Consider the following 24,882-nt stretch of genomic DNA (forward strand, 5'->3'; position numbering starts at 1 on the left):
CTGCCCTACTGCCCTACTGCCCTACTGCCCTACTGCCCTACTGCCCTACTGCCCTACTGCCCTACTGCCCTACTGCCTCATCTTCCAACGCCTGCTTCGCAGCCAGCCGGTGCGCGGGCGTGATATGGGCGCGAACGGCGGTCAGCGCCGCCATCAGCACAGCAACGTCGTCCGTGAAGCCGATACCGGCCAGAAGATCGGGAATGGCGTCGAAGGGCAGGACGAAATAGGCGAGCGCCGCCATCAGCGTCATGCGCACGCGGGTCGGCGTCTTCTGGTCGAGCGCGCAGTAATAGGCTGCAACCACCTCGTCCATGAACGGCACCATGCGACCGGCGCGGCGCGCGGCCTTCCAGAATCCGTTCTTCACCCGGTCGCTGCGCTTCTTGAATTCGCTCTCGCTGCCCGGTTCGAGGATTTCACCGATTCTGACGTCATCCATTCTCGTTCAACTCCTGTCGTCCCGATTGCGTTGACACGGGCCATGACCGGTTAACGCTACAGTTGAAAAATCGTCAGGCCGTGGCGAAAAGAGTGATTTTCGAGCACCGGAGCGCAAAAATTGCTCTTTGCAGCCCGGCATCACGAGGAATGCAACTGCAGCGCTAAAAATGGGGAGTTCGTGCCTTCCTTGCAAGTCCGGGCGATTTCGCCCCGGTCCGATCCTGCCAGAACCATCAGCTACAACGGCCCCGTCAAATCCCCAAAATACAGATTCGACCGGATCGCTTCGGAAGCGTTTTGGACGCGCGACGAAGCAGGTGCGGAATGAATGGAGGGTTTGATGCATTTGACCGGCTATGGGGAAAACTTCATCCGCAGCGACCGTTCAACACGGCTGTTTCGCGGCAACCAGCTGCTGGCCGCCGGAAGCGAGGACGATTACATCACCATCGATCTGTTCGAGGCCGGATGCTATGATGCCGCCGTCTATCTGCGGTTCCTCTTCGGCGCCGGAATCTCGCTCAACACCCTGCGCGGCACGTCCAGCCAGAACTGGATACCCATCCTGAATTTCAGGGCGGGCGAGCAATGGAACGGCTATTCGGCGCTGCCCTTTGGCAAGGCCATCGGCTTTTATGACGTTCAGGCGGGGCATATTTTCCACGCCGCCATCTCGCTCGGCGATGTCTATATCCGCGGCGTCCATGGCGGCAAGCTCGGGCAGAACTGGCAGGACCGCACCAACCTGACCCGCGTCCTTCCCTATTCCAGCCGCAACGCCGATGGCAGCTTCAACTATGACCGCCGGAAAATATATGTCTATATTTCAAAGCTCTAAATTCAGGCTATAGCATTCATTTTGCGCGCAAGCTTGATATCGAGTTCGGTAATGCCGTTCTCGCTATGGGTCGAAAGCGTGACATCGACGCGGTTATAGACATTGAACCATTCGGGATGATGGTCGAGCTTTTCCGCGTGAAGCGCCGCGCGCGTCATGAAGCCGAAGGCGGCATTGAAATCCTTGAACCTGAAGCTTTTGGAAATGGCCTCGCGTCCATCGGTCTTCTGCCAGCCCTCCAGCTCCTTGAGCGCTTCGTTCAGTTCGTTTTCCGTCAGCCGGTTGCGTGCCATCGTCTTTCGCCTATGTTGCGGTTCCTGAACAAACTTATCATGAGCGCGAGAGTTCCGTGACCGTATCAGCAACCGCAAAAGCCCCAGCCAGCATTTTATTTGTTTGCGCTGGCAATATCTGCCGTTCCCCGCTTGCCGAAGGCGTGATGGGGCATGTGCTGGAAAAGCGCGGCATCCGCCATGTGCTGGTCGATTCCGCCGGAACCAATGGCTACCATACCGGCGAGGAGCCGGATGAGCGCTCCATCAGCGTCGCGGCGCGGCATGGCCTCGATATTTCCGGGCAGCATTGCCGCCAGCTGATCGCAGGTGATTTCAGCCGTTTCGACCTGATCCTCGGGATGGACCGTTATAATATGCGGATGATCGCCGGGCGTCAGCCTGCGAATGCAAGCGCGCATATCGGGCTTTTCACCGAGATCGCCGAAGGGCGGGCGGTTGAAATCCCCGATCCCTATTATGGCGGGACCGGGGATTTTGAGAAGGTTTACCGGATGGTTCTGGCGGCTTCCATCGCGCTTGCCGACCAGTTCTGGCCCGTGAAGGACGTGGCGACCAGGGGCCAGGCTTCTTCCACGATGTAAGGTCCGCCGCCGACCGAATCGCGGGACGACATCAGTACGAACCGTCCCACCTTGAAGGGCAGCGTCGCGAAGTTGCCGCGTGAGGAAAGATAGCGCACCACATCGTCGATGCGGGCGTTTCTCAGCCGCGCCAGCGTCACATGCGGCGTGAACTTGCGCGGGTCGGCGGGAATGTGAAGCCGCTGGCAGATCCTTTCGATTTCAGCCTGCAAGGCGTTAAGCTCAGGCGAGGGGGATACACCCGCATAGATGCTGTGCGGCTTCTTGGAGCCGAACGCATTGACACCCGACAGGTTGAGCATGAATTCGGGCCGCCGCACGCGATCGAGCGCATTGGCAACCTCGTCGGCCACGTGGCCTTCCACATCTCCGATAAAACGTAGCGTTATGTGGTAGTTTTCGACATCAATCCAGCGTGCGCCGGGGAGACCGCCTCGCAGCAGCGAGAGCGAAAGCGCGGCGTCGCGCGGGATTTCGAGGGCAGTGAAAAGACGCGGCATAAGGCATCCTCCTCGAAGCGTTCCATGTCAGAGCGCCGGGCATCCAAAGGATGCATAAAGGACACTCTAACCTAGAGAGTCAGTGCATCGTTCCATCGAAATTGATTCGATATTCGCCGATACACCCGAAGCGAATCAAAGTTTCATAGCGGGGGCAAGCTGTTTATGCTCCCGGCGGGCTTCAGCCTCCTGATGTCCCCTTGTTTTGCATGTTCGTCAGGCTCTTTTCGATAGTGGGCATAAAATTGGAGACCATCGTTTCGACGCCTTTCTCATTGGGGTGCATTCCGTCCTCGAGCAAAAGGTCCTTTTTGGTTGCTACGCCGTCGAGGAAAAACGGGTAGAGCGGCACACCATATTTCTGTGCCAGCTTGGGATAGATCGGGTTGAACCGGGCGGCATAGTCCTTGCCCATGTTGGGCGGGGCCATCATGCCGGCAAGAATGACCGAAATGCCGCGCTGCTTGAGGCGCGCCAGCATTTCATCAAGGTTCTTTTCGGTAATGTCGGGCTCGATGCCGCGCAGCGCGTCATTGGCGCCAAGTTCGAGGATGACGAGATCGGTGCCATCGGGCACCGACCAGTCGATGCGCGAAAGCCCGCCGGTGGTGGTATCGCCCGACACGCCCGCATTCTCGATCGAAACCTCGACGCCCTTGTCATTGAGCGCCTTTTCAAGCTGCTGCGGAAAGGCGGCATTGGACGGCAGCAGATAGCCGGCCATCAGGCTGTCGCCGAAGCCGACGATCCTGATCTGCGACAGCTGCTCGGTGGGCAGTGCGTCTTCAAGGCCGGTCGGTTCTTCCTGTGCCTGCGCCGTCGCGATGGGGCCCGCCGCCATGAAAGACGCCATTACCGCAAAAATAGGGAGCCATGCCGGAATTGATAGTTTGAAACGCATCGTCGAAAACCCATATTTGAGGGGCTGTGGGCAAATGGCCCGCCGGACTTCTCTTCAATAACTGGCGCAACATAAGTTCAAATTTGTGACGCGCTGTTTGGTTCCAAAGACTCATATAGGATAAAAACCGCGTGACGGAACAGGTTGTTGGCCCGATTATCGAACTTGAGAACGTTCACCTGACCCTTGGTCACGCCGCTTCGCTGGTGCATGTGCTGAAGGGTGTCTCCCTTCATATATCGCAAGGACAGTCAGTCGGAATCGTCGGTCCGTCCGGTTCCGGCAAGTCCACGCTGCTGATGGTTCTGGCTGGGCTGGAGCATGTCGATAACGGAACTGTGAAGATCGCGGGCGAGACCATCAGCCGGATGAGCGAAGATCAGGCGGCCGCTTTCCGTGGCGCCAATATCGGCATCGTGTTCCAGTCCTTCCACCTCATTCCCAACATGACCGCGCTCGAAAATGTCGCCGTGCCGCTGGAGCTTGCCGGTCGCCGCGATGCGTTCGAGGTGGCGGAGCGGGAATTGCGCGCCGTGGGCCTCGGCGAGCGCCTTACCCATTATCCGTCCGAGCTTTCCGGCGGCGAACAGCAGCGCGTCGCCATCGCGCGCGCCCTCGCGCCAAGCCCGAAGATACTGATCGCGGATGAGCCAACCGGCAATCTCGACACCACGACAGGGCGTCAGATTGCCGACCTCCTGTTCGCCAAGCAGCGCGAGAACGGCCTGACCATGGTGCTGGTCACGCATGACCCGGCGCTGGCCGCGCGCTGCGACATCGAAATTCCGGTGCGCTCGGGCCGGATCGAGGAACCCGCGCAGGGCGGTACCGTTTCCGAAACGCTGGCGGCTGGCGCATGAGTGCGGCACAGTCATTCCTGCTCGCCCTCCGCTTCGCGCTCCGTGAAATGCGCGGTGGGCTTGCCGGTTTCTATATTTTCCTCGCCTGTATCGCGCTTGGGGTTGCCGCCATCGGCGGCGTCAATTCGGTGGCGCGTTCGGTCAGCACCGGCATTGCCGCGCAAGGCCAGAGCATTCTTGGCGGCGATGTCAGCTTCGCGCTCAATCAGCGCGAAACGACGGCGGAAGAACGCGCCTTCATCGAAAGGCAGGGCAGGCTTGCCGAAAGCGCTACCATGCGCTCAATGGCGCGCATGCCGGATGGCTCCGACCAGTCGCTGGTCGAAGTAAAGGCGGTCGACGCCGCCTATCCGCTTTACGGCGAACTGAAGGTCGAGCCGCAGCAATCTTTGGCCGATATGACCGGCGAGAAGGACGGCATCTATGGCGCTGCCGTAACCCAGGACTTTCTCAATCGCATGGACCTGTCGCTTGGCGCGAAAGTGCTGCTCGGTTCGCAGACCTTTGAACTGCGCGGCCTGATCGAGAGTGAACCGGACCTGCTTTCTTCCGGCTTCAATTTCGCGCCGCGCTTTCTGGTCTCGCTGGACGGCCTGCGCGCTTCCGGCCTTATCCAGCCGGGCAGCCTCGTCGATCATATCTACAAGGTGGCGTTGCCGGATGGCGCGCCCGATGCCGCCATCGCCGAAGTCAGGCGGCAGGCTGCCGCCGATTTTCCCGATGCAGGCTGGAACATCCGCTCCCGCGCCAATGCCGCTCCGGCGCTCAGCGCCAATATCGAGCGCTTCTCGCAATTCCTGACGCTGGTCGGCCTGACGGCCCTGATCGTCGGCGGCGTCGGCGTTGCGAATGCGGTGCGCGCCTATCTCGACGGCAAGCGCGGCGTGATCGCCACCTTCAAGTCGCTGGGCGCGCCTGCGCGTTTCGCCGTGCTGGTCTATCTGGTGCAGATCATGGTGATCGGCCTGATCGGCATCGCCATCGGTCTGGTGCTGGCGGCGATCATCCCCTATGCGGCGGCGCTGGCGCTTGCCAATTACCTGCCGGTCGCCGGTGGCGGCGGTTTCTTCCCCGGCGCGCTGGCGCTTGCCGCCATCTTCGGCCTCATCACCACGCTTGCCTTCGCGATCATTCCGCTTGGCCGCGCGCGCGATATTCCGGCGACGGCGCTTTTCCGCGAACAGGGGTTTGAGCAGCGCGGCCTGCCGCCGCTGCTTTATCTCGCCCTTGCGGTTCTGCTGATTGCAGCGCTTGCGGGGCTCGCGCTCTACGTCGCCTATGACCGGCGCATCGCGGCGATCTTCATCGTCTCGGCCATTGCTGCCTTCGGCGTTCTCCGGCTTGTCGCGGACGGCATCCGCTGGCTTGCCCGCCGGGTGCCGCGCGTGCGCTCGACGGCGCTGCGGCTCGCAGTGGGCAACATCCATCGTCCGGGCGCGCTCACGCCCTCTGTGGTGCTTTCGCTGGGCCTTGGCCTGACGCTGATGGTGGCAATCGCGCTGATCGACGGCAATCTGCGCCGTCAGGTGACGGAAAACATTCCCGCGCAGGCGCCCGATTTCTTTTTCGTCGACATTCAGAACCGCGACATCGGCGACTTCACCAAACTGGTGAGCGGCATCGTGCCGGATGGCAAGCTCACTTCCGGGCCGATGCTGCGCGGCCGCATCGTCGCCTTCAACGGCACCAATGTGCGCGACATGACCATCCCGCCGGAAGCAGCCTGGGTGCTACGCGGCGACCGCGGCATAACCTTTTCCGATAGCGTCCCCGAAAACTCGACGCTGACGGAAGGCGAATGGTGGCCCGCTGGCTATGGCGGCGAGCCGCTGGTGTCCTTCGCGGAGCGCGAAGGCAAGGAACTCGGCCTGAAGCTCGGCGACACGGTGACGGTCAATGTGCTTGGCCGCAACATAACTGCAAGGATCGCAAGCTTCCGTCAGGTCCAGTGGGAAACGCTGGCGATGAACTTCGTCATGGTGTTTTCGCCCAACACCTTCGCCGGCGCGCCTGCGACATGGTTGGCGACGCTCACCATTCCCGACAGCCAGAAGAACCTTGCGCCTGACGTGCTGCGTCAGGTCACAAGGACATGGCCCGCCATCACGACGGTGAGCGTGACCGATGCGCTTGATGTTGCCAATGATCTGATCGGCCAGCTTGCAACCGCCATCCGCGCCGCCGCTTCCATCGCGCTTGCGGCTTCGGTTCTGGTGCTGGGCGGGGCGCTTGCCGCCGGTAACCGCGCCCGCGTCCACGATGCGGTGGTGCTGAAGACGCTCGGCGCGACGCGGGGAACGCTGATCACGGCCTATGTGCTTGAATATATGCTGCTGGGGCTGGCGACGGCGCTCTTCGCGCTCGTCGCTGGCAGCGTGGCGGGATGGTATGTCGTGGTGGAAATCATGAAGCTGAAGGCGAGTTTCCTGCCCGATGTCGCGCTGATGACCGTGGCCATCGCGCTGGTGCTGACGGTCGGTTTCGGCCTCGCGGGCACGTGGCGCGTCCTCGGGCAGAAGCCCGCACAGGTGCTGAGGACGATATGAAGCTTTTGTAATCCTGAAGCTTCCAATGAGGTAACCCCTTGGATCGCATGGATAATGCGGTCGGCTTTTCAAGTCGCCCCATCACGTTTTTTTACAGGTGGTACTTGTACGCGAAGGCCGAAATCCCCATAATGTCAGGCAGGCATGCTGGGGTCCCGCCAGCGGCGCCTGGCGGCGGCTCGGCCTTCATGAGCGCCCCGACACCGGACGGGACATGGCAAGAGGATTTAAGTCATGGCTGACTTTCGCAATATTCAGGCGCAGCAGAGGCCGGTAGGCGGCGCTCGCGCCGATGCAGGCATCGACCAGGGCCTGCGCAGCTACATGCTCGGCGTCTATAACATGATGGCTATCGGCCTGGCCGTTACCGGCCTTGCCGCATTTGCCGTTGCAGCGCTCGCAACGACCACGGACCCGTCCGCAGCCGTCGCCCAGCTCGCCAACGGCAAGATGCTCACCGGCCTCGGTGTGGCGCTCTACACGTCCCCGCTTCGCTGGGTCGTGATGCTTGCGCCGCTCGCGGCAGTGTTCTTCCTGAGCTTCCGCATCGAACGCATGTCGGTCGGCACGGCTAACGCCGTCTTCTGGGGCTATGCAGCTCTCGTCGGCCTGTCGCTGTCGTCGATCTTCCTGGTCTTCACCGGCCAGAGCATCGTTCGCACCTTCTTCGTGACGGCTGCTTCCTTCGGCGCGCTGTCGCTCTATGGTTACACGACCAAGCGCGACCTGTCCGCCATGGGCTCGTTCCTGGTCATGGGCCTGTTCGGCCTGATCCTGGCTTCGGTCGTCAACATCTTCCTCGGCTCCACCGCGCTGCAGTTCGCGATCTCGGTGATCGGCGTCCTGATCTTCGCAGGCCTCACCGCCTACGACACGCAGTCGATCAAGGAAATGTACTACGAAGGCGATTCTTCGGATGCGCATGGCCGCAAGGTCGTGATGGGCGCGCTGCGCCTCTATCTCGACTTCATCAACATGTTCACCTTCCTGCTGCAGTTCATGGGCAACCGTGAATAATCAGCCGAAGAGGCTTGAACAAAAGGGCAGCGGAAACGCTGCCCTTTTTGCTTTTTTCCGGGCGATTTCTGATGCATGTTAGGGACCCGTCTCCCACGCTGCTGCGGTTTCAACATGCCCGTCATTCGTGATTTCCAGCCTGCCGATATCGAAACAATCACCGCGATCTATTCGGAAGCCGTCCTGACCGGCGCCGGTTCCTACGAGATCGAACCGCCGACCGCCGATGAAATGGCAAGGCGTTTCGCGGCATTGGTGGCGCAGGGCTTTCCGATCCTCGTGGCCGAGGAAAATGACCGGGTTCTGGGCTATGCCTATGCCAGCCATTTCCGCGTCAGGCCCGCCTATCGCTGGCTTGCGGAGGATTCGATCTATATCGCCCCGGATGCCAAGGGAAAGGGCATCGGCAAGCTGCTGCTGCGCGCGCTTATCGAGCGCATTTCCGCTTTGGGCTTCCGTCAGTTGCTGGCGGTGATCGGTGACGGCGAACACAATATCGGTTCGGTCCGGCTGCATGAAAGCCTCGGCTTTGCCCATTGCGGGCGCATCGAGGGTTCGGGCTTCAAACATGGGCGCTGGCTCGACACGGTGCTGATGCAACTGCCGCTCAATGGCGGTCGCTCAACGGAACCGGGAACCCCGCCGCTTACGCCTCCCTCATCCTGAGAGGCCGTTGAAAACGGTGTCTCGAAGGATCAGCTTTCGACGAGCTTGAGGCTCTTGTCGAAAACCCGCAGCACGCGCTCCAGTTCGTGGCCGCGCTTCATGATCAGCCCGCTTGCGGCGATGACCGAATAGGCGCCCTGCTTCTGCGCGAGCTTCGGGTTCTTCTCGATGCGGAAAAGCGGCATCTCGCTTGCACGGCGAAAGATGGAGAACACGGCGCGGTCGCTCAGATGGTCGATGGCATAGTCGCGCCACGTGCCGGAGGCGACCATGCGGCCATAGATGTTCAGGATTTTGCCGAGTTCATGCCGGTTGAAACTGACGGGAGCAGATCGCGCACGGTCGAGAGGAACGACCTTTGGCGAAGCAGACGAGGGGGAAGGGGACGACGAATCCTCATTCGCTGCGCTTGACGTATCCATTTCCTTCCTTTCAGCCTTTTGCGGAGCGCCGCCCGGAAGCCGGACAGGCTCAGGAACAAACTGCGTGCAACCGGGATCGGTGTTCAGCAAGGGTGGTGAAGCGAACCGGACCCGGCGCATGACAACAGGGTGATGCTTTTGTGAAGCAATTTCAAGGGGCCGCGTCCGCGAGCCTGTTTTTGCTGCCGCTCATGGGCCGAAAGAAGCCCCAATAAATAGGGATTAGCGGCGGGAAGCCGTCATTCACGAAAAGAGAATGTGTGTTTGCAATGGTGATTGTTGGCCACATTTTCGCCTTGTCAGCTTCGCATTGCAGCCCGATTATGGCTTCAGCATCTACACGTTGCCTGAGACGGTTCGGTTCGGGCAAGTCCGACCCCAAGCCCCCCGCCCAAAGGACTGCTCGGACCGAACCAACCTTTTCCCGGCCTGGCTGCCAGACCGGTTTCCACTCCGGTTCGATGACCGCTCTGCGAAGCCCGGACAGACGCTTTCCCGCTGAACTTTCTGGAAGAAAACACCGCCGAAGCGCGCATTGCTGCCCGCGCGAACCGGCTGCCTGGAGCATTTCCATCAAAAGTGTAAAACCTCTACGCGGGGATCAGTTCACTGGACTGATTTCTTACCCCGCCTCGATGCGCTGGATAATGCGATAGAACAAGTTAGAGCGGTTCCGGCGATTCTGTTGGAACAGGAACCACTCTAAAGGCCCACGGGCCTCGACTGCTTGAACATGGCTGCGCCATGTATGGCGCCGAGCGAATTGTCGTTGCGGGTCTCCTGCAACACGACGGCGCAACCCGAAACATCCTTGCGTTTCAGTTCTGACGCCGGAATCTCGATCTTCAACGGCTTGCCGTCCCACATGCCGATCGTATCGGTATCGCTGACCGTATTGCGATAGGTGATCGATTCCCCGGCATTTTCGCCCTCCGTGATCGGGATCGTCACCGAATCGCGGAAATAGAACAGGACCACATGCACAGGCGCGTCGGGCTTTTTGCCTGCGCCGATATCGATGGACAGGCGCCCGTCATCGAGCTGCTTGATCGAAACCGGCACATCCAGCTTGTTTGCCGCGATCTGCGTCTTGATGGCTTCGCTGTCGCGGCCATTCACTTCGGCAGTACCGTTGATGACGGCTTGCGGCGTATAGATCATGCGCGCATTGAAGGAATTGCGATAGGCATTCTGCCGGTCGGTGTTTTCCTGATTGGCAAGCGTGTCGCGCCAGCCCATGTAATCCCAGTAATTGACGTGAAACGACAGCGCCAGAACATTGGGATCATCGGCATATCTGGCGAGGTTGCGATCGGCCTGCGGGCAGGATTTGCAGCCCTGGCTGGTATAAAGCTCCAGAACGGTCGTCTTCTTGTCGCTGTCCTGCGCCCGCGCCGGGCCTTGCATGGAAATGCAGCCGGTAACCGCCAGCCCCAGAACGGCACAGATGCTACGCCAGCCGGGCAGATGCTCGCCTGCAAGCCATGGACCTGTCCCGTAGAAGGGGGCGTGGAGTATCACTTCGTTTCATCCTGCAATAATTGTCGCTGACATCTATTATGTAAGAAGCCTTGCGATCAATAGGAATTCACGTTGCGGTGAGATTCGAAAGGGTTGCGAATCTCCTCTCAAAATTGGCTCCCAATAGATTGTGCGGGGACGGGTTCAGTCCAAATAAAGAAGCCGCCGGATTTCTCCGGCGGCTTCTGAATTTCAGGTGCGTGTGGATCAGGCAGCCAGGTCACGCAGAACGGTCTGCAGGATGCCGCCGTTCTTCATGTAGTCCAGCTCGTCCAGCGTATCGATGCGGCAGATGAGCGGAACCTTCTTCACCGTGCCGTCGGCATAGGTGATGGAGGCTTCGACCTTCTGGCGCGGGCGCACATCGGCCAGACCTTCGATGGTGACGATTTCATCACCCTTGAGGCCAAGCGTCTGCCAACTGGTGCCTTCCTCGAAGACGAAAGGCACAATGCCCATGCCCACTAGGTTGGAGCGGTGGATACGCTCGAAGGACTGCGCGATCACGGCCTTGACGCCGAGCAGGTTGGTGCCCTTGGCAGCCCAGTCACGCGAGGAGCCGTTGCCGTATTCGACGCCTGCGAAGACGACGAGCGGAACGCCCTCGGCCTTGTACTGCATGGCAGCATCATAGATCGAGGTTTCTTCCTTCGACGGATAATGGATGGTGTAGCCGCCTTCGCGTCCGTTTTCGCCCAGCATGTGGTTGCGGATACGGATGTTTGCGAAAGTGCCGCGCATCATCACTTCATGGTTGCCGCGACGCGTGCCGTACTGGTTGAAGTCGGCAACGCCGACGCCATGGTCCAGCAGATACTTGCCGGCAGGCGACTGCGCCTTGATGGAACCGGCAGGCGAAATGTGGTCGGTCGTGATCTTGTCGCCGAAGAGGCCCAGAATGCGGGCGCCCTTGACGTCGCCGATCGTGCCGGCCGACTTGCCCATGCCGACGAAGTAAGGCGGGTTCTGCACATAGGTCGAGTTGTCGTCCCATGCATAGGTCTGGCCAGCGGGCACCTGAACGGCCTGCCAGTTTTCGTCGCCCTTGAACACGTCCGCGTACTTTTCCGAGAAAATCTTGCGGGTGACGTTCTTGGCGATGAATTCCTGGATTTCCTGCGAGGAAGGCCAGATGTCGCGGAGATATACCGGGTTGCCGTTCTGGTCTTCCCCGAGCGGCTCCTTGGTCAGGTCCTTGGTGACCGTACCGGCAAGAGCATGGGCGACGACGAGCGGCGGCGAAGCCAGATAGTTCGCCTGAACGTCCGGCGAAACGCGGCCTTCGAAGTTACGGTTGCCGGACAGGACGGCAGCCGCGATCAGGCCCTTTTCGTTGATCGTCTTGGAGATCGGAGCAGGCAGCGGACCGGAATTGCCGATGCAGGTCGTGCAGCCGAAGCCGACGAGGTTGAAGCCGAGCGCATCGAGATCCTTCTGGAGACCAGCGGATTCGAGATAGGCGGCGACAACCTGCGAACCGGGCGCAAGCGAGGTCTTGACCCATGGCTTGGTCTTCAGGCCCTTGGCGACCGCATTGCGGGCCAGAAGGCCAGCGGCGATCAGCACGCTCGGGTTCGAGGTGTTGGTGCAGGACGTGATGGCGGCAATCACGACATCGCCATGGCCGAGGTCGTAGTCTTCGCCTTCAACGGCATAGCGCGTGGTCTGGCCGGTGGTCTTCTTGTACTCGTTTTCGAGCGAGGTCGCGAAACCGGAACCGATGTTTTCCAGCGGGATGCGGCCTTCCGGACGCTTCGGGCCGGCCATCGACGGAACGACGTCGCCCATGTCGAGTTCGAGAATGTCGGTGAAGACCGGATCGGCTGCACCTTTTTCACGCCACATGCCCTGCGCGCGGCAGTAGGCTTCGACCAGTTCGATGCGATGCTCGTCGCGGCCGGTGGTGTTCATGTAGTTCAGCGTTTCGCGGTCAACCGGGAAGAAGCCGCAGGTCGCGCCATATTCCGGACCCATGTTCGCGATGGTCGCACGGTCGGCCAGCGTCATGTTTTCGAGGCCTTCGCCGAAGAATTCGACGAACTTGCCGACGACGCCCTTCTTGCGCAGCATCTGCGTGACGGTGAGCACGAGGTCGGTCGCGGTCACGCCTTCCTTGATCTTGCCGGTCAGGCGGAAGCCGACGACTTCCGGCAGGAGCATGGAAACCGGCTGGCCGAGCATGGCCGCCTCAGCTTCGATGCCGCCAACACCCCAGCCCAGAACGCCAAGGCCGTTGACCATGGTGGTGTGGCTGTCGGTGCCGACGCAGGTGTCTGGGTAAGCGACGGTCTCGCCGTCTTCTTCCTTGGTCCAGACGGCCTGCGCCAGATATTCGAGGTTCACCTGATGGCAGATGCCGGTGCCCGGAGGAACGACGCGGAAGTTCTGGAATGCCTGCTGGCCCCACTTGAGGAAGCGGTAGCGTTCGCCATTGCGCTGGTATTCGAGGTCCACATTGGCCTTGAACGCGCTTGGATTGCCGAATTCATCGACGATGACCGAGTGATCGATGACGAGATCGACGGGAACGAGCGGGTTGATCTTTTCAGGATCGCCGCCGAGCGCCTTGATGCCGTCGCGCATTGCTGCAAGGTCGACGACGGCAGGAACGCCGGTGAAGTCCTGCATGAGAACGCGCGCCGGACGGTAGGCGATTTCCGCGCCCGCGGAGCCACGGTCGTTCAGCCACTTGGCAACAGCTTCGATGTCCGACTTCTTGACGGAGCGGTCGTCCTCGAAGCGGAGCAGGTTCTCAAGCAGAACCTTCATGGAGAATGGAAGCTTGGAAACGCCTTCGAGGCCATTCTTTTCGGCTTCGGTCAGGCTGTAATAAACATAATCCTTACCGCCTACGGTAAGGGTTTTGCGGCATTTAAAGCTGTCGATGTGCGACACTGCGTTCGTCCTTATGCTGCTGGCCAGAAAACCAGGACGAACGCCTAGGCTAGCGTTTCAAGGACGCGCCAAGGTGCGGGTGCAGTCATTTCCGCTGTCCGTCCCGAAGCCTGCATCCTTACGGGCAACAGGTTGAGATCGGCCAAAAATGGTTTCCACGCCGACCGCTGGCGTGGTAGCCCTCATATAGAGAGTTTTCTAAAACGATTCCAGACAGAATATCGTGAATTCGGCCCCTTGCGGCGAAATGTTGCGATGCCTTTCCATGGATCTTCCGGGGTTCCGGTTCTAATGGTCTGGCAATTATCCATCGGGGCTTAGAGGGTATAAAATGCGGCTGGAAGCCGACAATCTGGCGGGCGAAAGGGGTGGCGAAACGATTTTCGCTGGCCTGTCTTTTGCGCTCGGTGACGGCGAGGCGCTGGTGGTGACCGGCCCGAACGGCTCCGGCAAGTCCACGCTGCTGCGAATCATCTGCGGCCTGCTCGCGCCGCAAGCGGGCAAGGTTGAGCTTCGCGAGGATGGCACCGTTTTGCCAGTGCGCGCCGCCTGCCACTATCTCGGACACCAGAACGCAATGAAACCGGCCTTGAGCGTGCGCGAGAACCTGTCCTTCTGGCAGAAGTTCAACGGCGCCGCGCAGGTGGAGATCGATGAGGCGCTGGAGGCGGTCGACCTGCCCGGCGTCGAGCATCTGCCGTTCGGCTATCTGTCGACGGGGCAGAAACGCCGTGTCTCCATTGCCAAGCTTCTGGTCAGCCATCGTCCGCTCTGGATCGTCGACGAGCCGACCGCCGGTCTCGACAAGGCGTCGGAAGCCCGCTTTGCGGAAATCATGCGCGGGCATATGCGGGAGGGCGGCATGATCGTCGCCGCAACGCATATTCCCCTTGGCCTTGAAGGTGTCCGCACCCTCGACATGGCCGCCTGTTCGCTCGAGGCTGCCTGATGCTGGCGCTTTTCCTGAGAGACCTGCGCCTCAGTTTCCGCGCCGGTGGCGGCGCGCTGATTGGCATATTGTTCTTCCTCGCGGTCATCGCCGTCATGCCTTTCGGCGTCGGACCCGACCTCAACCTTCTGGCGCGCATCGGCCCGGCCATGCTGTGGATCGGCGCGCTGCTGGCAACGCTTCTGGGCCTCGACCGGCTGTTTCAGGCCGACCGGGAGGACGGTTCGCTCGACCTGCTGCTGATCGGCGCGGACAGCCACATGCTACCCTTCACGGTTTTCGTGAAATGCGTGGCGCATTGGGTGGCAAGCGTGCTGCCGCTGGTGATCGCATCGCCGATGCTGGGCCTGTTCATGAACATGGATGCATCGGCAATCGGCGCGACATCGCTGACGCTTCTGGTGGGAACGCCCGCCATCGCCTTCATCGGTGCAGTGGGTGCAGCCCTTGCCGTGGCGCTGCCGCGCGGCGGCCTGCTGGTGTCGGTGATCGTTCTGCCGCTCACCATTCCGGTGCTCATTTTCGGTGTATCAGCTTCGCACGGGGCGACGGTAGACAATGCGCCCTTTCTGGCGCCATTCCTCATTCTTGCTGCACTTACCCTGTTCTTTGCCGTCCTCGGGCCTCTGGCCGCGAGCGCGGCCCTGAAAAGTTCGGCGGATTGAACATGATCCCGAAAAGTGGGCACCCGTTTTCGGAAACGATCATGTTCGACCGATTGACGCAGTTGATTTCGGTCAATTGAACGGCACAGGGGCGGAAGGTAAACATAGGCCATGGAAAAAGACATGACCAAAGACGCCGTTAAAACCACGAGCTGGCTCGATCTGGCCAATCCCACGCGGTTCCTTGCCTTTGCAGGCAAGGTATTGCCATGGCTGGCCGGGCTTTCGGCGCTGCTTCTGGCGGCTGGCCTCTACATGGTCTTCTTCCTGTCGCCGGAGGATTACCAGCAGGGCATGACGGTCCGCATCATGTATATCCATGTGCCTTTCGCATGGCTTTCCATGATGTGCTACTCGATTATGGCGGTTTCAGCGCTGGGCACGCTAGTCTGGCGGCATCCGCTGGCCGATGTGTCGATCCGCGCCGCCGCGCCGCTCGGCGCCGTCTTCACCGCGCTTGCGCTTGCCACCGGCTCGCTCTGGGGTAAGCCGATGTGGGGTACATGGTGGGTGTGGGATGCGCGGCTGACCTCGGTCTTCGTGCTGTTCCTGATGTATCTCGGCATCATCGCGCTGTCGCGCGCCATGGACGATCCGGCGAAGAGCGCCAAGCCGGTGGCCGTTCTCACGCTGGTCGGCTTCATCAACATCCCGATCATCAAATTCTCGGTCGACTGGTGGAACACGCTGCACCAGCCAGCCTCGGTGTTCCGCATGGACGGCCCGACCATCGACGCATCCATGCTGCGCCCGCTTTTCGTGATGGCGATCGGCTTTTCGCTTCTGTTTTTCACGCTGCACATGATGGCCATGCGCAATGAAATCTGGCGCCGCCGTGTCGCGTCGATGAAGAAGCTTGCCGCACGCAATGCCGACCGAGGAGCCGACCGGGGAACCGACCGCAACCGCAAGGCACAGGAGGACGCGGTATGAATCACCTCGGCTTTGTTCTCGCCTCATATGGCATCACGGTCGCGGCACTTGTCGTCACCATCGGCTGGATATTGATCGACCAGCGTATCCAGAAAAACGAGTTGAAGCGGCTGGAAGTGCAGGGCGTGCGCCGCCGTTCCGCGAAAGTCCCCGGTAAGGCACAATGACCGAAACGACCGAAAAGCCCGCCGCGCCGAAAAAGCGTTCCACCTGGGTTGCCCTGCTGCCGCTGGCGATTTTCGTCGCACTGGCGGCGGTGTTCGCGGTTCAGCTTCTGTCGGGCAAGGACAATACGACGATACCTTCGGCGCTCATCGGCAAGCAGGCCCCGCAGACGAACCTGCCGCCTGTCGAGGGTCTGGTGCGCGATGGCGCACCTGTTCCGGGCCTCGACAGCGAAGATTTCAAAACGGGTCCGGGCGGCAAGCTGACACTGGTGAATGTCTGGGGGTCGTGGTGCGTTCCCTGCCGTCAGGAACACCCGTTGTTGATGGAAATCGCCAAGGACGAGCGCATCCGCGTGGTTGGCCTCAATTACAAGGACCAGCCGGAAAATGCGCGCCGCTTCCTCGGCGATCTCGGCAATCCGTTTGCCGCCGTCGGCGCCGACCGCGCCGGGCGCTCAGCCATCGAATGGGGCGTCTACGGCGTGCCGGAAACCTTCCTCGTCGATCAGAACGGCAAGATCGTCTACAAGCATGTCGGGCCGTTTACGCCGGAGTCGGTGAAGAACGATCTGATGCCGGCGGTTTCCCAGCTCTTCAAGTGATCGATTATAGGTTGTCGATTCGTTCAATTGTCCAGACGTTGCTTGCATATTTAGGTAATGGCTCTCTGGCTACACCAGCAGCCGACTCACCTGCGCCTCGGGCAGCAAGAAACATCTCTGGCCCTGAATAAGAATCTTGATAAGTAGTAACCAGTTGGAATTTGAATTGATTATCTGCCATTTCTATAGGAGAAAAGTGAGCGATATCATGTGTTTCATCTGTAAATGTCAAATTACTGAATGTCGTTTGTTCGGTGATTCCACTTGGAAATTGAATGCATAGACCGTCGAATACAGTATTGAAATCTACATAGATGTTCGCGTTTGTATTGGCGTCCCAAAGGTAGCCAATCCTCCAATAAAAAGCGATATGATCGGGGTCATCCATACTTTTTAGCGGTGCTGTACAGAGAGTGTCACCATTAATATTTACATTATATTGTAGATAAGTTCCAGTTTCGACACATTTAACTCTAGCGATTATATAATTTATGACGTCAAACATTAATAATCTCCGCGTATATGATTGAGTACAATGGTTAAATTATTGAAGATTGATAAAAGGCCTTGGAATAAGGTCGCTTGCATAACGTTGACCGCCTCGAGCATATTGTTTGCGGGTGATTTCAGCCTAATCCATCGTGCTCTTCAGCGTGGCTTCGTAAACAACATTGAATCACAACTAACTGAAGTAACTCAACTTTCTTTCGGCTAGACTTTTTTACACATTTAAAACTAATTTGCCTATCTGTAATTAGTTACAGTATAAACAAGATAATATACTTATTAAAATAATCTACACAACAATAAAAAATAGCACAAAATAGCAAATTAATACAAATTTTATGTACAAAAAAGTATATAATATAATTTAGAATAATTGAGGAGAAAATTCACGCATAGAAAAAATATACTGACATTAATATTGGCTAGCATTACCTCTAAGAGGTAAAATGGAAAAGGTCGGTAAATTTACGTTGGAAATCGTTAAGCGGTCGGATCAAGTCAGCGGTTTCCAAGTCCCGCCAGGCAGATGGGTTGTCAACGTACATTTGCATAGTTGGGACGATGACGAAGACTTGTGAGGACTTTGAAAAGACTATCGCTTCGGCCGAAGCCTGGTTGGTCATGCCCATATACGCTAACAACACGTCTCGCAAGGATTTGAAAAAATAAAACCCTTTTTCGGTCAGGCTCTTATTACAGTTTAGTAATTGTAAATTAACATGAGTTTTCCTTATTAATTTGAATTTTGGGGTATGAAATGAAGGTTTCTAATAAAGGTATAGTGTTTTTGTTATTTTTTGCTTTGGCTGGAATATCTTATGGTGAGGCGAGAGAAGGCGATTATTTTCCGCCAAACAACCATGGGAATTATATTAATATTAGTTATGACGCAAGTGTAATGCCGGATGGCAACAACGGCGGCGTGATTAATATTTATAGTTCTTTTACTTTTAATAAAATTAAAGAGTCTCCTCGTGGTACGAAGTTTGTCGCTACGCAGTTTGATTTGAAAAAAATACTGGGCGGAGATGTCGGGGTTATGTACATAGGGGTTAATCCGACTCAGCTTTCGCAAGGATATCCTGGGTAAGCGCATTTTTCATACTTTGGGAAAGATGGAGTTGGAAAAAGCGATACTTGTAGCAAAGGTGCGGACGCGGAAGAGGGTGTTACTTGCGCAATAGATCTTCCTACGCATGAAGGCTATACATACAAGCTAAATGCAAAGATTATAAGCGGAGATCAGTATCAAATTGTTGTTGCAGGTACGGTTGAAGTGTCTGACGGAGACGGAAAAATTATCGATAATAAAGAAATCGGAACAATAGAGGTTGCTCAAGGGGCTGCGTATTTTAAGAACATGATTTCATGGGTAGAAGGAACAGATGATCCGTGTGATCAAGTTTCTACTACAGATATCACGTTTTATCCACTTCACGTAGTGGGTTTTTTCGAGGCCAAAGAGTATGATCTTCCATTTGGTGATCCCGTTGACAATGCATGTGGGGTAAGAACTTGGCCAGCGTCTGATGGGGTTGGCACAACCATGGAATATCCTGCGAACCGATAATCATCCAAAAATAAAGGGCCATATGGCCCTTTATTTCATTCGAACTTATCAATCCGGCAGTTTCCGGACCGCGCCCTTGGCGGCGCTGGTAGCCATGGCGGCGTAAGCCTTCAGCGCGGTCGAAACCTTGCGCTTGCGTTCCTCTGCTGGCTTCCAGCCTGCTGCATCCTGCTCGGCGCGGCGCTGGCTAAGCGTCGCATCGTCCACAGCCAGATGAATCTTGCGGTTCGGAATGTCGATATCGATGATATCGCCTTCGCGCACCAGACCGATCGTGCCGCCTTCGGCTGCTTCCGGCGAGACGTGACCGATCGAGAGACCCGAAGAGCCGCCCGAGAAGCGTCCGTCGGTGATCAGCGCGCATGCCTTGCCGAGGCCCTTCGACTTCAGATAGCTGGTCGGGTAGAGCATTTCCTGCATGCCGGGGCCGCCGCGCGGGCCTTCATAGCGGATCAGCACGATGTCGCCCGGCTTGATCTTGCCGTTCAGAATGCCGAGCACAGCCGAATCCTGGCTTTCAAAAATGCGGGCAGGGCCGGAGAATTTCAGGATGGAATCATCCACACCTGCCGTTTTCACGATGCAGCCGTCTTCGGCCAGATTGCCGTAAAGCACGGCCAGACCGCCATCCTGACTGAAAGCATGTTCCTTGGAGCGGATGACGCCCTTTTCGCGGTCTGTATCGACGCTGTCGAAACGGCGCTCCTGAGAGAAGGCAACCTGTGTCGGCACGCCACCCGGTGCCGCCGAATAGAACTTGTGCACCATTTCGCTGTTGGTGCGGGTCACGTCCCAATGATCGAGCGCCTTGCCAACCGTTTCGCTGTGCACGGTCGGCAGATCGGTATTGATCAGGCCTGCCTTGTCGAGCTGGCCGAGAATGCCCATGATGCCGCCTGCGCGGTGCACATCTTCCATGTGAACCGTGTTGTTGGCTGGCGCGACCTTGCAGAGCACCGGCACGCGGCGCGACAGCCGGTCGATATCGGCCATGGTGAAGTCGATTTCGGCTTCCTGCGCGGCGGCAAGCAGATGCAGGACCGTGTTGGTCGAGCCGCCCATGGCGATGTCGAGCGTCATGGCGTTTTCAAAGGCCGGGAAGCTCGCAATCGAGCGCGGCAGCACGCTTTCGTCGTCCTGTTCGTAATAACGGCGGGCGAGGTCGACAATGAGATGACCGGCTTCCACGAAGAGGCGCTTGCGGTCGGCATGGGTTGCGAGCGTCGAGCCGTTGCCCGGCAGCGACAGGCCAAGCGCTTCGGTGAGGCAGTTCATCGAGTTCGCGGTGAACATGCCCGAGCATGAGCCGCAGGTCGGGCAGGCGGAACGTTCAATCGTCTTGACCTGCTCGTCGGTGTAATGATCGTCGGCAGCGGCAACCATTGCATCGACGAGGTCGAGCTTCTTGACCTGATCGTCCCAGACGACCTTGCCTGCTTCCATCGGTCCGCCGGAAACGAATACGACCGGGATATTGAGGCGAAGGGCTGCCATCAGCATGCCGGGGGTGATCTTGTCGCAGTTGGAAATGCAGACCATCGCATCGGCGCAGTGCGCATTGACCATATATTCGACGGAGTCGGCAATGAGTTCGCGCGAGGGCAGCGAATAGAGCATGCCGTCATGGCCCATGGCGATGCCGTCATCAACCGCGATGGTATTGAATTCCTTGGCGACGCCGCCAGCGCTTTCGATTTCGCGCGCTACGAGCTGGCCGAGGTCCTTCAGGTGCACGTGGCCGGGCACGAACTGGGTGAACGAGTTCACCACGGCAATAATCGGCTTGCCGAAATCCTCATCCTTCATGCCGGTGGCGCGCCAAAGGCCGCGCGCGCCGGCCATGTTGCGGCCGTGGGTGGTTGTACGCGAACGATAAGGAGGCATTTTCAAACCTTTTAGGAACTATTCCAATGTGTAACGTCGATATGACAGAACCGCTCCCGCCGAGCAAAGCGCAAATTGCCCCATATTGCCCATTTTGCCCCGGTGTACGGGGAGCAGCGGGACCGTTTGCGGGCTTGCGGACAACGGAAAGGGTTCCGGCGTGCGACAGCTTTCGCAGGCACAGACAAGCCAATCTAGCACGTTATTGTTATAAGGCAAAAGATTTTGCGCGTAAAACGTAAGGAAGTTGCTTTAAGCATTTCCAGCGAAAGTGCGAAGCGGCTTTGCGCAGGATAAAGCCTGCAGTCAGGAAGTAGAGCATTTCCAATGGTTCAATTCAAACTGGCAATGCGCTGGCGCGTCAGCGCAAGGCCTCGGCCATGGCCTTGTCCAGCAAGGCATTCGCGGTTTTCATCCGCTGTTCGGCGGCAGGGCGAAATTCTCCCGGCAGGCGGTCGGGGTGGTTCCTCGCGGCAAAGCTGCGGCGGCGGCGCTGCAGTTCGGCGCGCTTCAGGCCCGGCTGAAGGTCAAGCTCGCGGCGGATGGCGTCCGCCGACTGGCTTTGCATGCGCGCGGCAATCTCCTGCCGTTCGTGCTCCGGATCGGGCGCCGCTTCCGGCGGGCTTCCAATGTCGAACAGGCTTTCCAGATCGTCCGGCTGGCGAGGGGAGGCCGGCAGGTCGGACAGGCTGGCGGAAAAAACGGCGGAGGCAAATCCGAATTGCGGGCCACGAATGTCGTCCGCAGGGCCTTGATCAGCCTCGACCTCCTTTAGCACGGTTGCGAAATCGGGAAATGTCGGCTGCATCCTGCCTCGTCAGGCCATGTGAGAGGCGAGAGCGGAGGCGAGCGTGCGTGTCAGTACGGATGGCGGGATGGGCTTCTGGAAAACCGGCACTTCTGGATAGCGGTCCGCCAGGCGCGCGGGCAGCCCGCCGCCGGTATGGATGACCACGAAGACATCGCGGCTTTTCAGCCGGTCGAGCACGGCTTCCACATCGCCATCGGCGAGGTTCACGTCCAGAATGGCAGCGTCGATTTCATTGCGGTTGATGATATCTATCGCCTGCCGCACGGTGCCGACCGGGCCGAGAACGGTTCCGTTCGCGTCCTCGACAGTCGCGGCAACGTCAAGGGCGACGAAAACCTCGTCTTCCACCACCAGCACCCGCCGATGTCCAAGATCGTTCATCACTTGTCTCGCTGCCTCCCTTTTCGAGGTAAGCCCATCACGCAACAAATGCGCGAGCGCAAGCAGAGGTTCCTTTCGCCGGCATGATAATTCGTTAATGGTGAATCAAACCTTTACCGGTTTCCCCGGCGGCATCTGCCGCCCGCTGGCGGCTTTCAGGAGCGTCAGAAGGCGGTGAAGGTCAGTGTCGTCAGCGAGCGCACGATATTGGGAATGTCGAGAACATTGCTGGCGATGAACTTGCCGATATCCTGATCCTCGGCAATGTAGATCTTGGCCAGAAGGTCGAATTCGCCGCTGGTGGAATAAAGCTCGGAGACGATTTCGCGCTGAAAGAGCGTATCGGCAACTTCGTAGGTCTTGCCGGGCGTGCACTGCAGTTGCAGGAAAACGGGCTTCATGTCTCTACCTTTCGCGACGGGGCTGCGTGATGCGCATGATAGCGCATATGGCAGCACTGTTTGCAGGTTACAAACACGGACGGCCCGATGAAATCAAGAGCGAAAGCACGCCGGGACAAGACGTCCGGGCTGGCGGCTCAATGCATGTCGGTTCACAAAACGTGTTAATTTACTGAATTGTAATTTTGATGAGAGGACGCAATAAGGATTCTTATTGAAACTGCAAATTGCACATCCGGTTTATATGAAGTTCGTACTCCCCGCCGTCCTTCTATTATTCTCACTCGCCTTTTTCACGGCCTGGCTGTCGGATCGCGGGCGCCGTTTTCTTGTGTCCTGCGGGGCCTGTTTCCTGCTGATCGGCCTTGCCATGCTGGTGCAGCTTGGCAATTTTCCCGCCGACGACCGGCTGAACACGGTGCTTTCGGCTGCATTCTATGTGGGCGGCACGCTGGTCGGCGGCTATGGCATTCTGCAGCGCAGCGGGCTGCGCCTGACCTCCGCCTTCTACATATTGAGCTTTGCGCTCATTGTCGGCGGCGTCTGGTATTTCTGCTATGTCGAGTCCAATCTTCTGGCACGGGTCTATGTGCTCAATCTCGGCATGGCGACGCTGATTCTTTCTTTCGCCTGGCGGGCGCGGCGCCTGTTCAAGGGGCCGCTGGTGGACAAGCTTCTGCTGGTCATGCTCGTTCTGGTGGCGCTGCAACTGGTGCCGCGCACGCTCCTGACTGCCCGTTCCCTGCTCGGCGAAGTCGACGGCGAGAATTTCGCGGCGACGGTCTTCTGGCAATGGACGGTGTTCTCCACGGCCATCGCCGCGGTTCTCACCGGCTTCGCCTTGCTGGCGGCGGCTGGACATGACCGTATCGGCGAGCTTTCCCATGAACGTGACAGCGATCCGCTGACCGGCCTTCTCAACCGGCGTGGGCTGGAAATGCGCTACAATGCCCTTTCGCATACGAAGAGGGGCGCATCGGGCTGGGTTGCCGTCTGCGATATCGACTATTTCAAGGCTCTGAACGACGACTACGGCCATGCGGCCGGCGACGCCGTGCTGCAGGAATTTGCCGGAATCCTGCGCAAGCTCTTAGGCGAGCGGTCATTGATTGCCCGCACGGGCGGCGAGGAATTCGTCATCTGCCTTCATGATATGCAGGCCGATAACGTCCTGGAACTCATGGAGGGCGTGCGCCGGAACATCGAAACCCATCGTTTCCAGCGGCTGTCGGATGAAACCAGCGTCACATGCAGTATCGGCTGCGTCCGCCTTCAGGAGCAGGGCGATCTGTGGCAGGCGGTCGACAAGGCCGACAAGGTCCTCTATGCCGCCAAGAAGGACGGTCGCAACCGCACCTATGTGGAAGCGGCAGGGCTGAGTCGCGTGCCATAGCCCGCATTGGAGCATTTCCAGCAAAAGTGCGATGCGGTTTCGCGCAGGTCGGCTTTGCTGTTGGTCGCCGGTAACTTTCCGGTGATAATCCAGACAGGGCAGCAAATCATGCTTATTATTGTGACCAACAATATCCGCGCGAGGAGTTCCCGAAAGTCCGATGAAATGCATGTCCCTTGTGTTGCCTGCGTCCGCCCTTGCCGGTTTCCTTTCCTTCGGGCTGGCGGTTTTCCCGTCCTTCGCCATGAATGCTTCCGAAAAGGCCCAGCTTGAAAAGCTCGACCCGGCGACCCGCCTCGAGCAGCGTTGCGACGTGGAAGCCATGGAGCGCATCACGCGGGAACAAGGCAAGTTTTCCGTCGACAAGGTTCTGGCCTATGCCTTTTCCGATCCTGTGACCAAGAAAAATTCCATCAAGGCCGATGGCGCGGCATTCCGCAGCCGCGAGCACTGGTACAGGCTGTCCTTCGTCTGCAAGACGGATCAGGACCACATCAATATCGTGTCTTTCCGTTACGACATTGGCGATGAAGTACCGCAGGATCAGTGGGACCGGCATTACCTCGTCCCGTAGCGGGAGTTCCTATTCTTCCGCATCGTCCGAGCGGCAGGCCGAAAGCAGCGTCACCTCCTTGGCGGTGTGATCGGCTTCCAGATGGCTCAGCACCGCCTGACCGTCATTGTCGCTCCAGCGATAGCTGTCCTGCTCGTCGAGAGCGACATATTTCTTCAGGCTTTCATGCCATTGCATCGCGATCATCTTGCCCTCGGCGTCGAGGACCGCAAATCCGGGCGCGCTGCCCTTGCGGATATAGGTGACCGGCACGACGACCCCGCGCTCGCAGATGTAATCGACCCGCTCGATCGGATTCGACTCCTCGGCCTTTAGGGAAAGGGACGACGCCAGGAGCAGTGCCGGGGCTGCGGCAATCACGAAAAGGGTGCCGATAGAGCGTTTGCCAAATGCCATGGTGAAAAATCCTCTGGTCAGCCAATCCATCCGGGGAGAATAACTCTTCGCCTGTACGGTTCAAGAGCGATCCGGCCGCCGAAGGGCCTGCAAATGAAAGCGAAAAAATATTCGCTGCCTGTCGAGATTTCGTGCAACCGAAACGGGTTTCGTCCGTTGTTA

General features: G+C 58.5%; 28 protein-coding genes. 15 read left to right on the plus strand and 13 right to left on the minus strand.

What is annotated here, in order from left to right:
- Positions 1-61 precede the first annotated feature (61 nt).
- Complete coding sequence (locus tag JNC63_RS06385; RefSeq protein ID WP_025089826.1) at positions 62-442, minus strand: YkvA family protein; 381 nt, start codon at positions 440-442, stop codon at positions 62-64.
- Between the two features lie 342 nt (positions 443-784).
- On the opposite strand from JNC63_RS06385, the gene JNC63_RS06390 reads away from it, so the two are divergent.
- Complete coding sequence (locus JNC63_RS06390; RefSeq protein WP_245670639.1) at positions 785-1,282, plus strand: hypothetical protein; 498 nt, start codon at positions 785-787, stop codon at positions 1,280-1,282.
- A 2-nt stretch (positions 1,283-1,284) separates the two neighbouring features.
- Here JNC63_RS06390 and JNC63_RS06395 read toward each other — a convergent pair whose 3' ends face one another.
- Positions 1,285-1,575 carry a 4a-hydroxytetrahydrobiopterin dehydratase gene (locus tag JNC63_RS06395; RefSeq protein WP_063619921.1) on the minus strand — a complete coding sequence of 97 codons (291 nt, stop codon included), beginning with the start codon at positions 1,573-1,575 and terminating at the stop codon, positions 1,285-1,287.
- 56 nt (positions 1,576-1,631) lie between these two features.
- On the opposite strand from JNC63_RS06395, the gene JNC63_RS06400 reads away from it, so the two are divergent.
- Positions 1,632-2,159 carry a low molecular weight protein-tyrosine-phosphatase gene (locus tag JNC63_RS06400; protein ID WP_100651982.1) on the plus strand — a complete coding sequence of 176 codons (528 nt, stop codon included), beginning with the start codon at positions 1,632-1,634 and terminating at the stop codon, positions 2,157-2,159.
- On the opposite strand, the gene thpR is transcribed toward JNC63_RS06400, so the two are convergent.
- The gene (gene thpR / locus JNC63_RS06405) at positions 2,063-2,659 is read right to left on the minus strand and encodes an RNA 2',3'-cyclic phosphodiesterase (protein WP_006465812.1); all 597 of its coding nucleotides are present in this window, start codon (positions 2,657-2,659) and stop codon (positions 2,063-2,065) included. The genes JNC63_RS06400 and thpR overlap by 97 nt on opposite strands.
- Before the next feature lie 181 nt (positions 2,660-2,840).
- Positions 2,841-3,560 carry an arylesterase gene (locus tag JNC63_RS06410; RefSeq protein ID WP_006465813.1) on the minus strand — a complete coding sequence of 240 codons (720 nt, stop codon included), beginning with the start codon at positions 3,558-3,560 and terminating at the stop codon, positions 2,841-2,843.
- Positions 3,561-3,691: 131 nt separating this feature from the next.
- Here JNC63_RS06410 and JNC63_RS06415 point away from each other — a divergent pair, with 131 nt between their 5' ends.
- From JNC63_RS06415 to JNC63_RS06430, 4 genes are all read left to right on the plus strand, one after another.
- Positions 3,692-4,420 carry an ABC transporter ATP-binding protein gene (locus JNC63_RS06415; RefSeq protein WP_063619922.1) on the plus strand — a complete coding sequence of 243 codons (729 nt, stop codon included), beginning with the start codon at positions 3,692-3,694 and terminating at the stop codon, positions 4,418-4,420.
- Positions 4,417-6,966, plus strand: coding sequence for an ABC transporter permease (locus tag JNC63_RS06420; RefSeq protein WP_063619923.1), 2,550 nt, complete (start codon positions 4,417-4,419; stop codon positions 6,964-6,966). The genes JNC63_RS06415 and JNC63_RS06420 overlap by 4 nt, the downstream gene beginning before the upstream one ends.
- A gap of 234 nt (positions 6,967-7,200) precedes the next feature.
- A complete protein-coding gene (locus JNC63_RS06425) occupies positions 7,201-7,983 on the plus strand; it encodes a Bax inhibitor-1/YccA family protein (RefSeq protein WP_063619924.1) in 783 nt (260 codons plus the stop codon).
- A 114-nt stretch (positions 7,984-8,097) separates the two neighbouring features.
- Positions 8,098-8,649, plus strand: coding sequence for a GNAT family N-acetyltransferase (locus JNC63_RS06430; protein WP_063619925.1), 552 nt, complete (start codon positions 8,098-8,100; stop codon positions 8,647-8,649).
- Between the two features lie 29 nt (positions 8,650-8,678).
- Here JNC63_RS06430 and JNC63_RS06435 read toward each other — a convergent pair whose 3' ends face one another.
- The 3 genes from JNC63_RS06435 to acnA form a co-directional block, all read right to left on the minus strand.
- Positions 8,679-9,071, minus strand: a complete 393-nt coding sequence (locus JNC63_RS06435; RefSeq protein WP_025089820.1) for a DUF2794 domain-containing protein — start codon at positions 9,069-9,071, stop codon at positions 8,679-8,681.
- Between the two features lie 702 nt (positions 9,072-9,773).
- On the minus strand, positions 9,774-10,508 hold the full coding sequence (locus JNC63_RS06440) for a DUF1223 domain-containing protein (protein ID WP_025089819.1): 735 nt from the start codon (positions 10,506-10,508) through the stop codon (positions 9,774-9,776).
- A 291-nt stretch (positions 10,509-10,799) separates the two neighbouring features.
- Positions 10,800-13,487, minus strand: a complete 2,688-nt coding sequence (acnA, locus tag JNC63_RS06445; RefSeq protein ID WP_006465822.1) for an aconitate hydratase AcnA — start codon at positions 13,485-13,487, stop codon at positions 10,800-10,802.
- 331 nt (positions 13,488-13,818) lie between these two features.
- On the opposite strand from acnA, the gene ccmA reads away from it, so the two are divergent.
- The 5 genes from ccmA to JNC63_RS06470 all read left to right on the plus strand — a co-directional run bounded on the left by ccmA (position 13,819) and on the right by JNC63_RS06470 (position 16,803).
- Complete coding sequence (gene ccmA, locus JNC63_RS06450) at positions 13,819-14,436, plus strand: heme ABC exporter ATP-binding protein CcmA (RefSeq protein ID WP_063619927.1); 618 nt, start codon at positions 13,819-13,821, stop codon at positions 14,434-14,436.
- Positions 14,436-15,101 (plus strand): heme exporter protein CcmB, encoded by a 666-nt coding sequence (gene ccmB, locus JNC63_RS06455; RefSeq protein WP_006465824.1) that lies wholly within the window; start codon positions 14,436-14,438, stop codon positions 15,099-15,101. Before ccmA ends, ccmB begins: the two co-directional genes overlap by 1 nt.
- A gap of 123 nt (positions 15,102-15,224) precedes the next feature.
- Positions 15,225-16,034, plus strand: coding sequence for a heme ABC transporter permease (locus JNC63_RS06460; RefSeq protein WP_171053447.1), 810 nt, complete (start codon positions 15,225-15,227; stop codon positions 16,032-16,034).
- The gene (gene ccmD / locus JNC63_RS06465) at positions 16,031-16,201 is read left to right on the plus strand and encodes a heme exporter protein CcmD (protein ID WP_006465826.1); all 171 of its coding nucleotides are present in this window, start codon (positions 16,031-16,033) and stop codon (positions 16,199-16,201) included. Before JNC63_RS06460 ends, ccmD begins: the two co-directional genes overlap by 4 nt.
- The gene (locus JNC63_RS06470) at positions 16,198-16,803 is read left to right on the plus strand and encodes a DsbE family thiol:disulfide interchange protein (protein ID WP_063619929.1); all 606 of its coding nucleotides are present in this window, start codon (positions 16,198-16,200) and stop codon (positions 16,801-16,803) included. The genes ccmD and JNC63_RS06470 overlap by 4 nt, the downstream gene beginning before the upstream one ends.
- Positions 16,804-16,807: 4 nt before the next feature.
- Here the strand turns inward: JNC63_RS06470 and JNC63_RS06475 are convergent, their stop codons facing one another.
- Positions 16,808-17,308 carry a hypothetical protein gene (locus JNC63_RS06475; RefSeq protein ID WP_063619930.1) on the minus strand — a complete coding sequence of 167 codons (501 nt, stop codon included), beginning with the start codon at positions 17,306-17,308 and terminating at the stop codon, positions 16,808-16,810.
- 759 nt (positions 17,309-18,067) lie between these two features.
- Between JNC63_RS06475 and JNC63_RS06480 the strand changes: the two genes are divergently transcribed.
- Complete coding sequence (locus JNC63_RS06480) at positions 18,068-18,400, plus strand: hypothetical protein (RefSeq protein WP_100651983.1); 333 nt, start codon at positions 18,068-18,070, stop codon at positions 18,398-18,400.
- Between the two features lie 186 nt (positions 18,401-18,586).
- Positions 18,587-18,880 (plus strand): hypothetical protein, encoded by a 294-nt coding sequence (locus JNC63_RS06485; RefSeq protein ID WP_138725254.1) that lies wholly within the window; start codon positions 18,587-18,589, stop codon positions 18,878-18,880.
- Positions 18,881-18,928: 48 nt separating this feature from the next.
- On the opposite strand, the gene ilvD is transcribed toward JNC63_RS06485, so the two are convergent.
- The 4 genes from ilvD to JNC63_RS06505 form a co-directional block, all read right to left on the minus strand.
- Positions 18,929-20,764 carry a dihydroxy-acid dehydratase gene (ilvD, locus tag JNC63_RS06490; protein ID WP_006472937.1) on the minus strand — a complete coding sequence of 612 codons (1,836 nt, stop codon included), beginning with the start codon at positions 20,762-20,764 and terminating at the stop codon, positions 18,929-18,931.
- A gap of 361 nt (positions 20,765-21,125) precedes the next feature.
- Positions 21,126-21,572: a hypothetical protein gene (locus tag JNC63_RS06495; protein ID WP_063619933.1), complete on the minus strand. Its 447-nt coding sequence runs from the start codon at positions 21,570-21,572 to the stop codon at positions 21,126-21,128.
- Positions 21,573-21,581: 9 nt separating this feature from the next.
- The gene (locus tag JNC63_RS06500) at positions 21,582-21,956 is read right to left on the minus strand and encodes a response regulator (protein ID WP_021586420.1); all 375 of its coding nucleotides are present in this window, start codon (positions 21,954-21,956) and stop codon (positions 21,582-21,584) included.
- Positions 21,957-22,120: 164 nt separating this feature from the next.
- Entirely contained in the window at positions 22,121-22,357 is a 237-nt protein-coding gene (locus JNC63_RS06505; protein WP_006472935.1) for an Lrp/AsnC ligand binding domain-containing protein, read from the minus strand.
- 214 nt (positions 22,358-22,571) lie between these two features.
- Here JNC63_RS06505 and JNC63_RS06510 point away from each other — a divergent pair, with 214 nt between their 5' ends.
- Positions 22,572-23,750: a GGDEF domain-containing protein gene (locus JNC63_RS06510; protein ID WP_245670641.1), complete on the plus strand. Its 1,179-nt coding sequence runs from the start codon at positions 22,572-22,574 to the stop codon at positions 23,748-23,750.
- A 244-nt stretch (positions 23,751-23,994) separates the two neighbouring features.
- Entirely contained in the window at positions 23,995-24,324 is a 330-nt protein-coding gene (locus tag JNC63_RS06515) for a DUF930 domain-containing protein (protein ID WP_230350314.1), read from the plus strand.
- Between the two features lie 9 nt (positions 24,325-24,333).
- On the opposite strand, the gene JNC63_RS06520 is transcribed toward JNC63_RS06515, so the two are convergent.
- On the minus strand, positions 24,334-24,720 hold the full coding sequence (locus JNC63_RS06520; protein ID WP_245670643.1) for a lysozyme inhibitor: 387 nt from the start codon (positions 24,718-24,720) through the stop codon (positions 24,334-24,336).
- Positions 24,721-24,882 lie beyond the last annotated feature (162 nt).

Source organism: Brucella ciceri (assembly GCF_041930145.1).
GTDB classification, from domain to species: domain Bacteria; phylum Pseudomonadota; class Alphaproteobacteria; order Rhizobiales; family Rhizobiaceae; genus Brucella; species Brucella intermedia.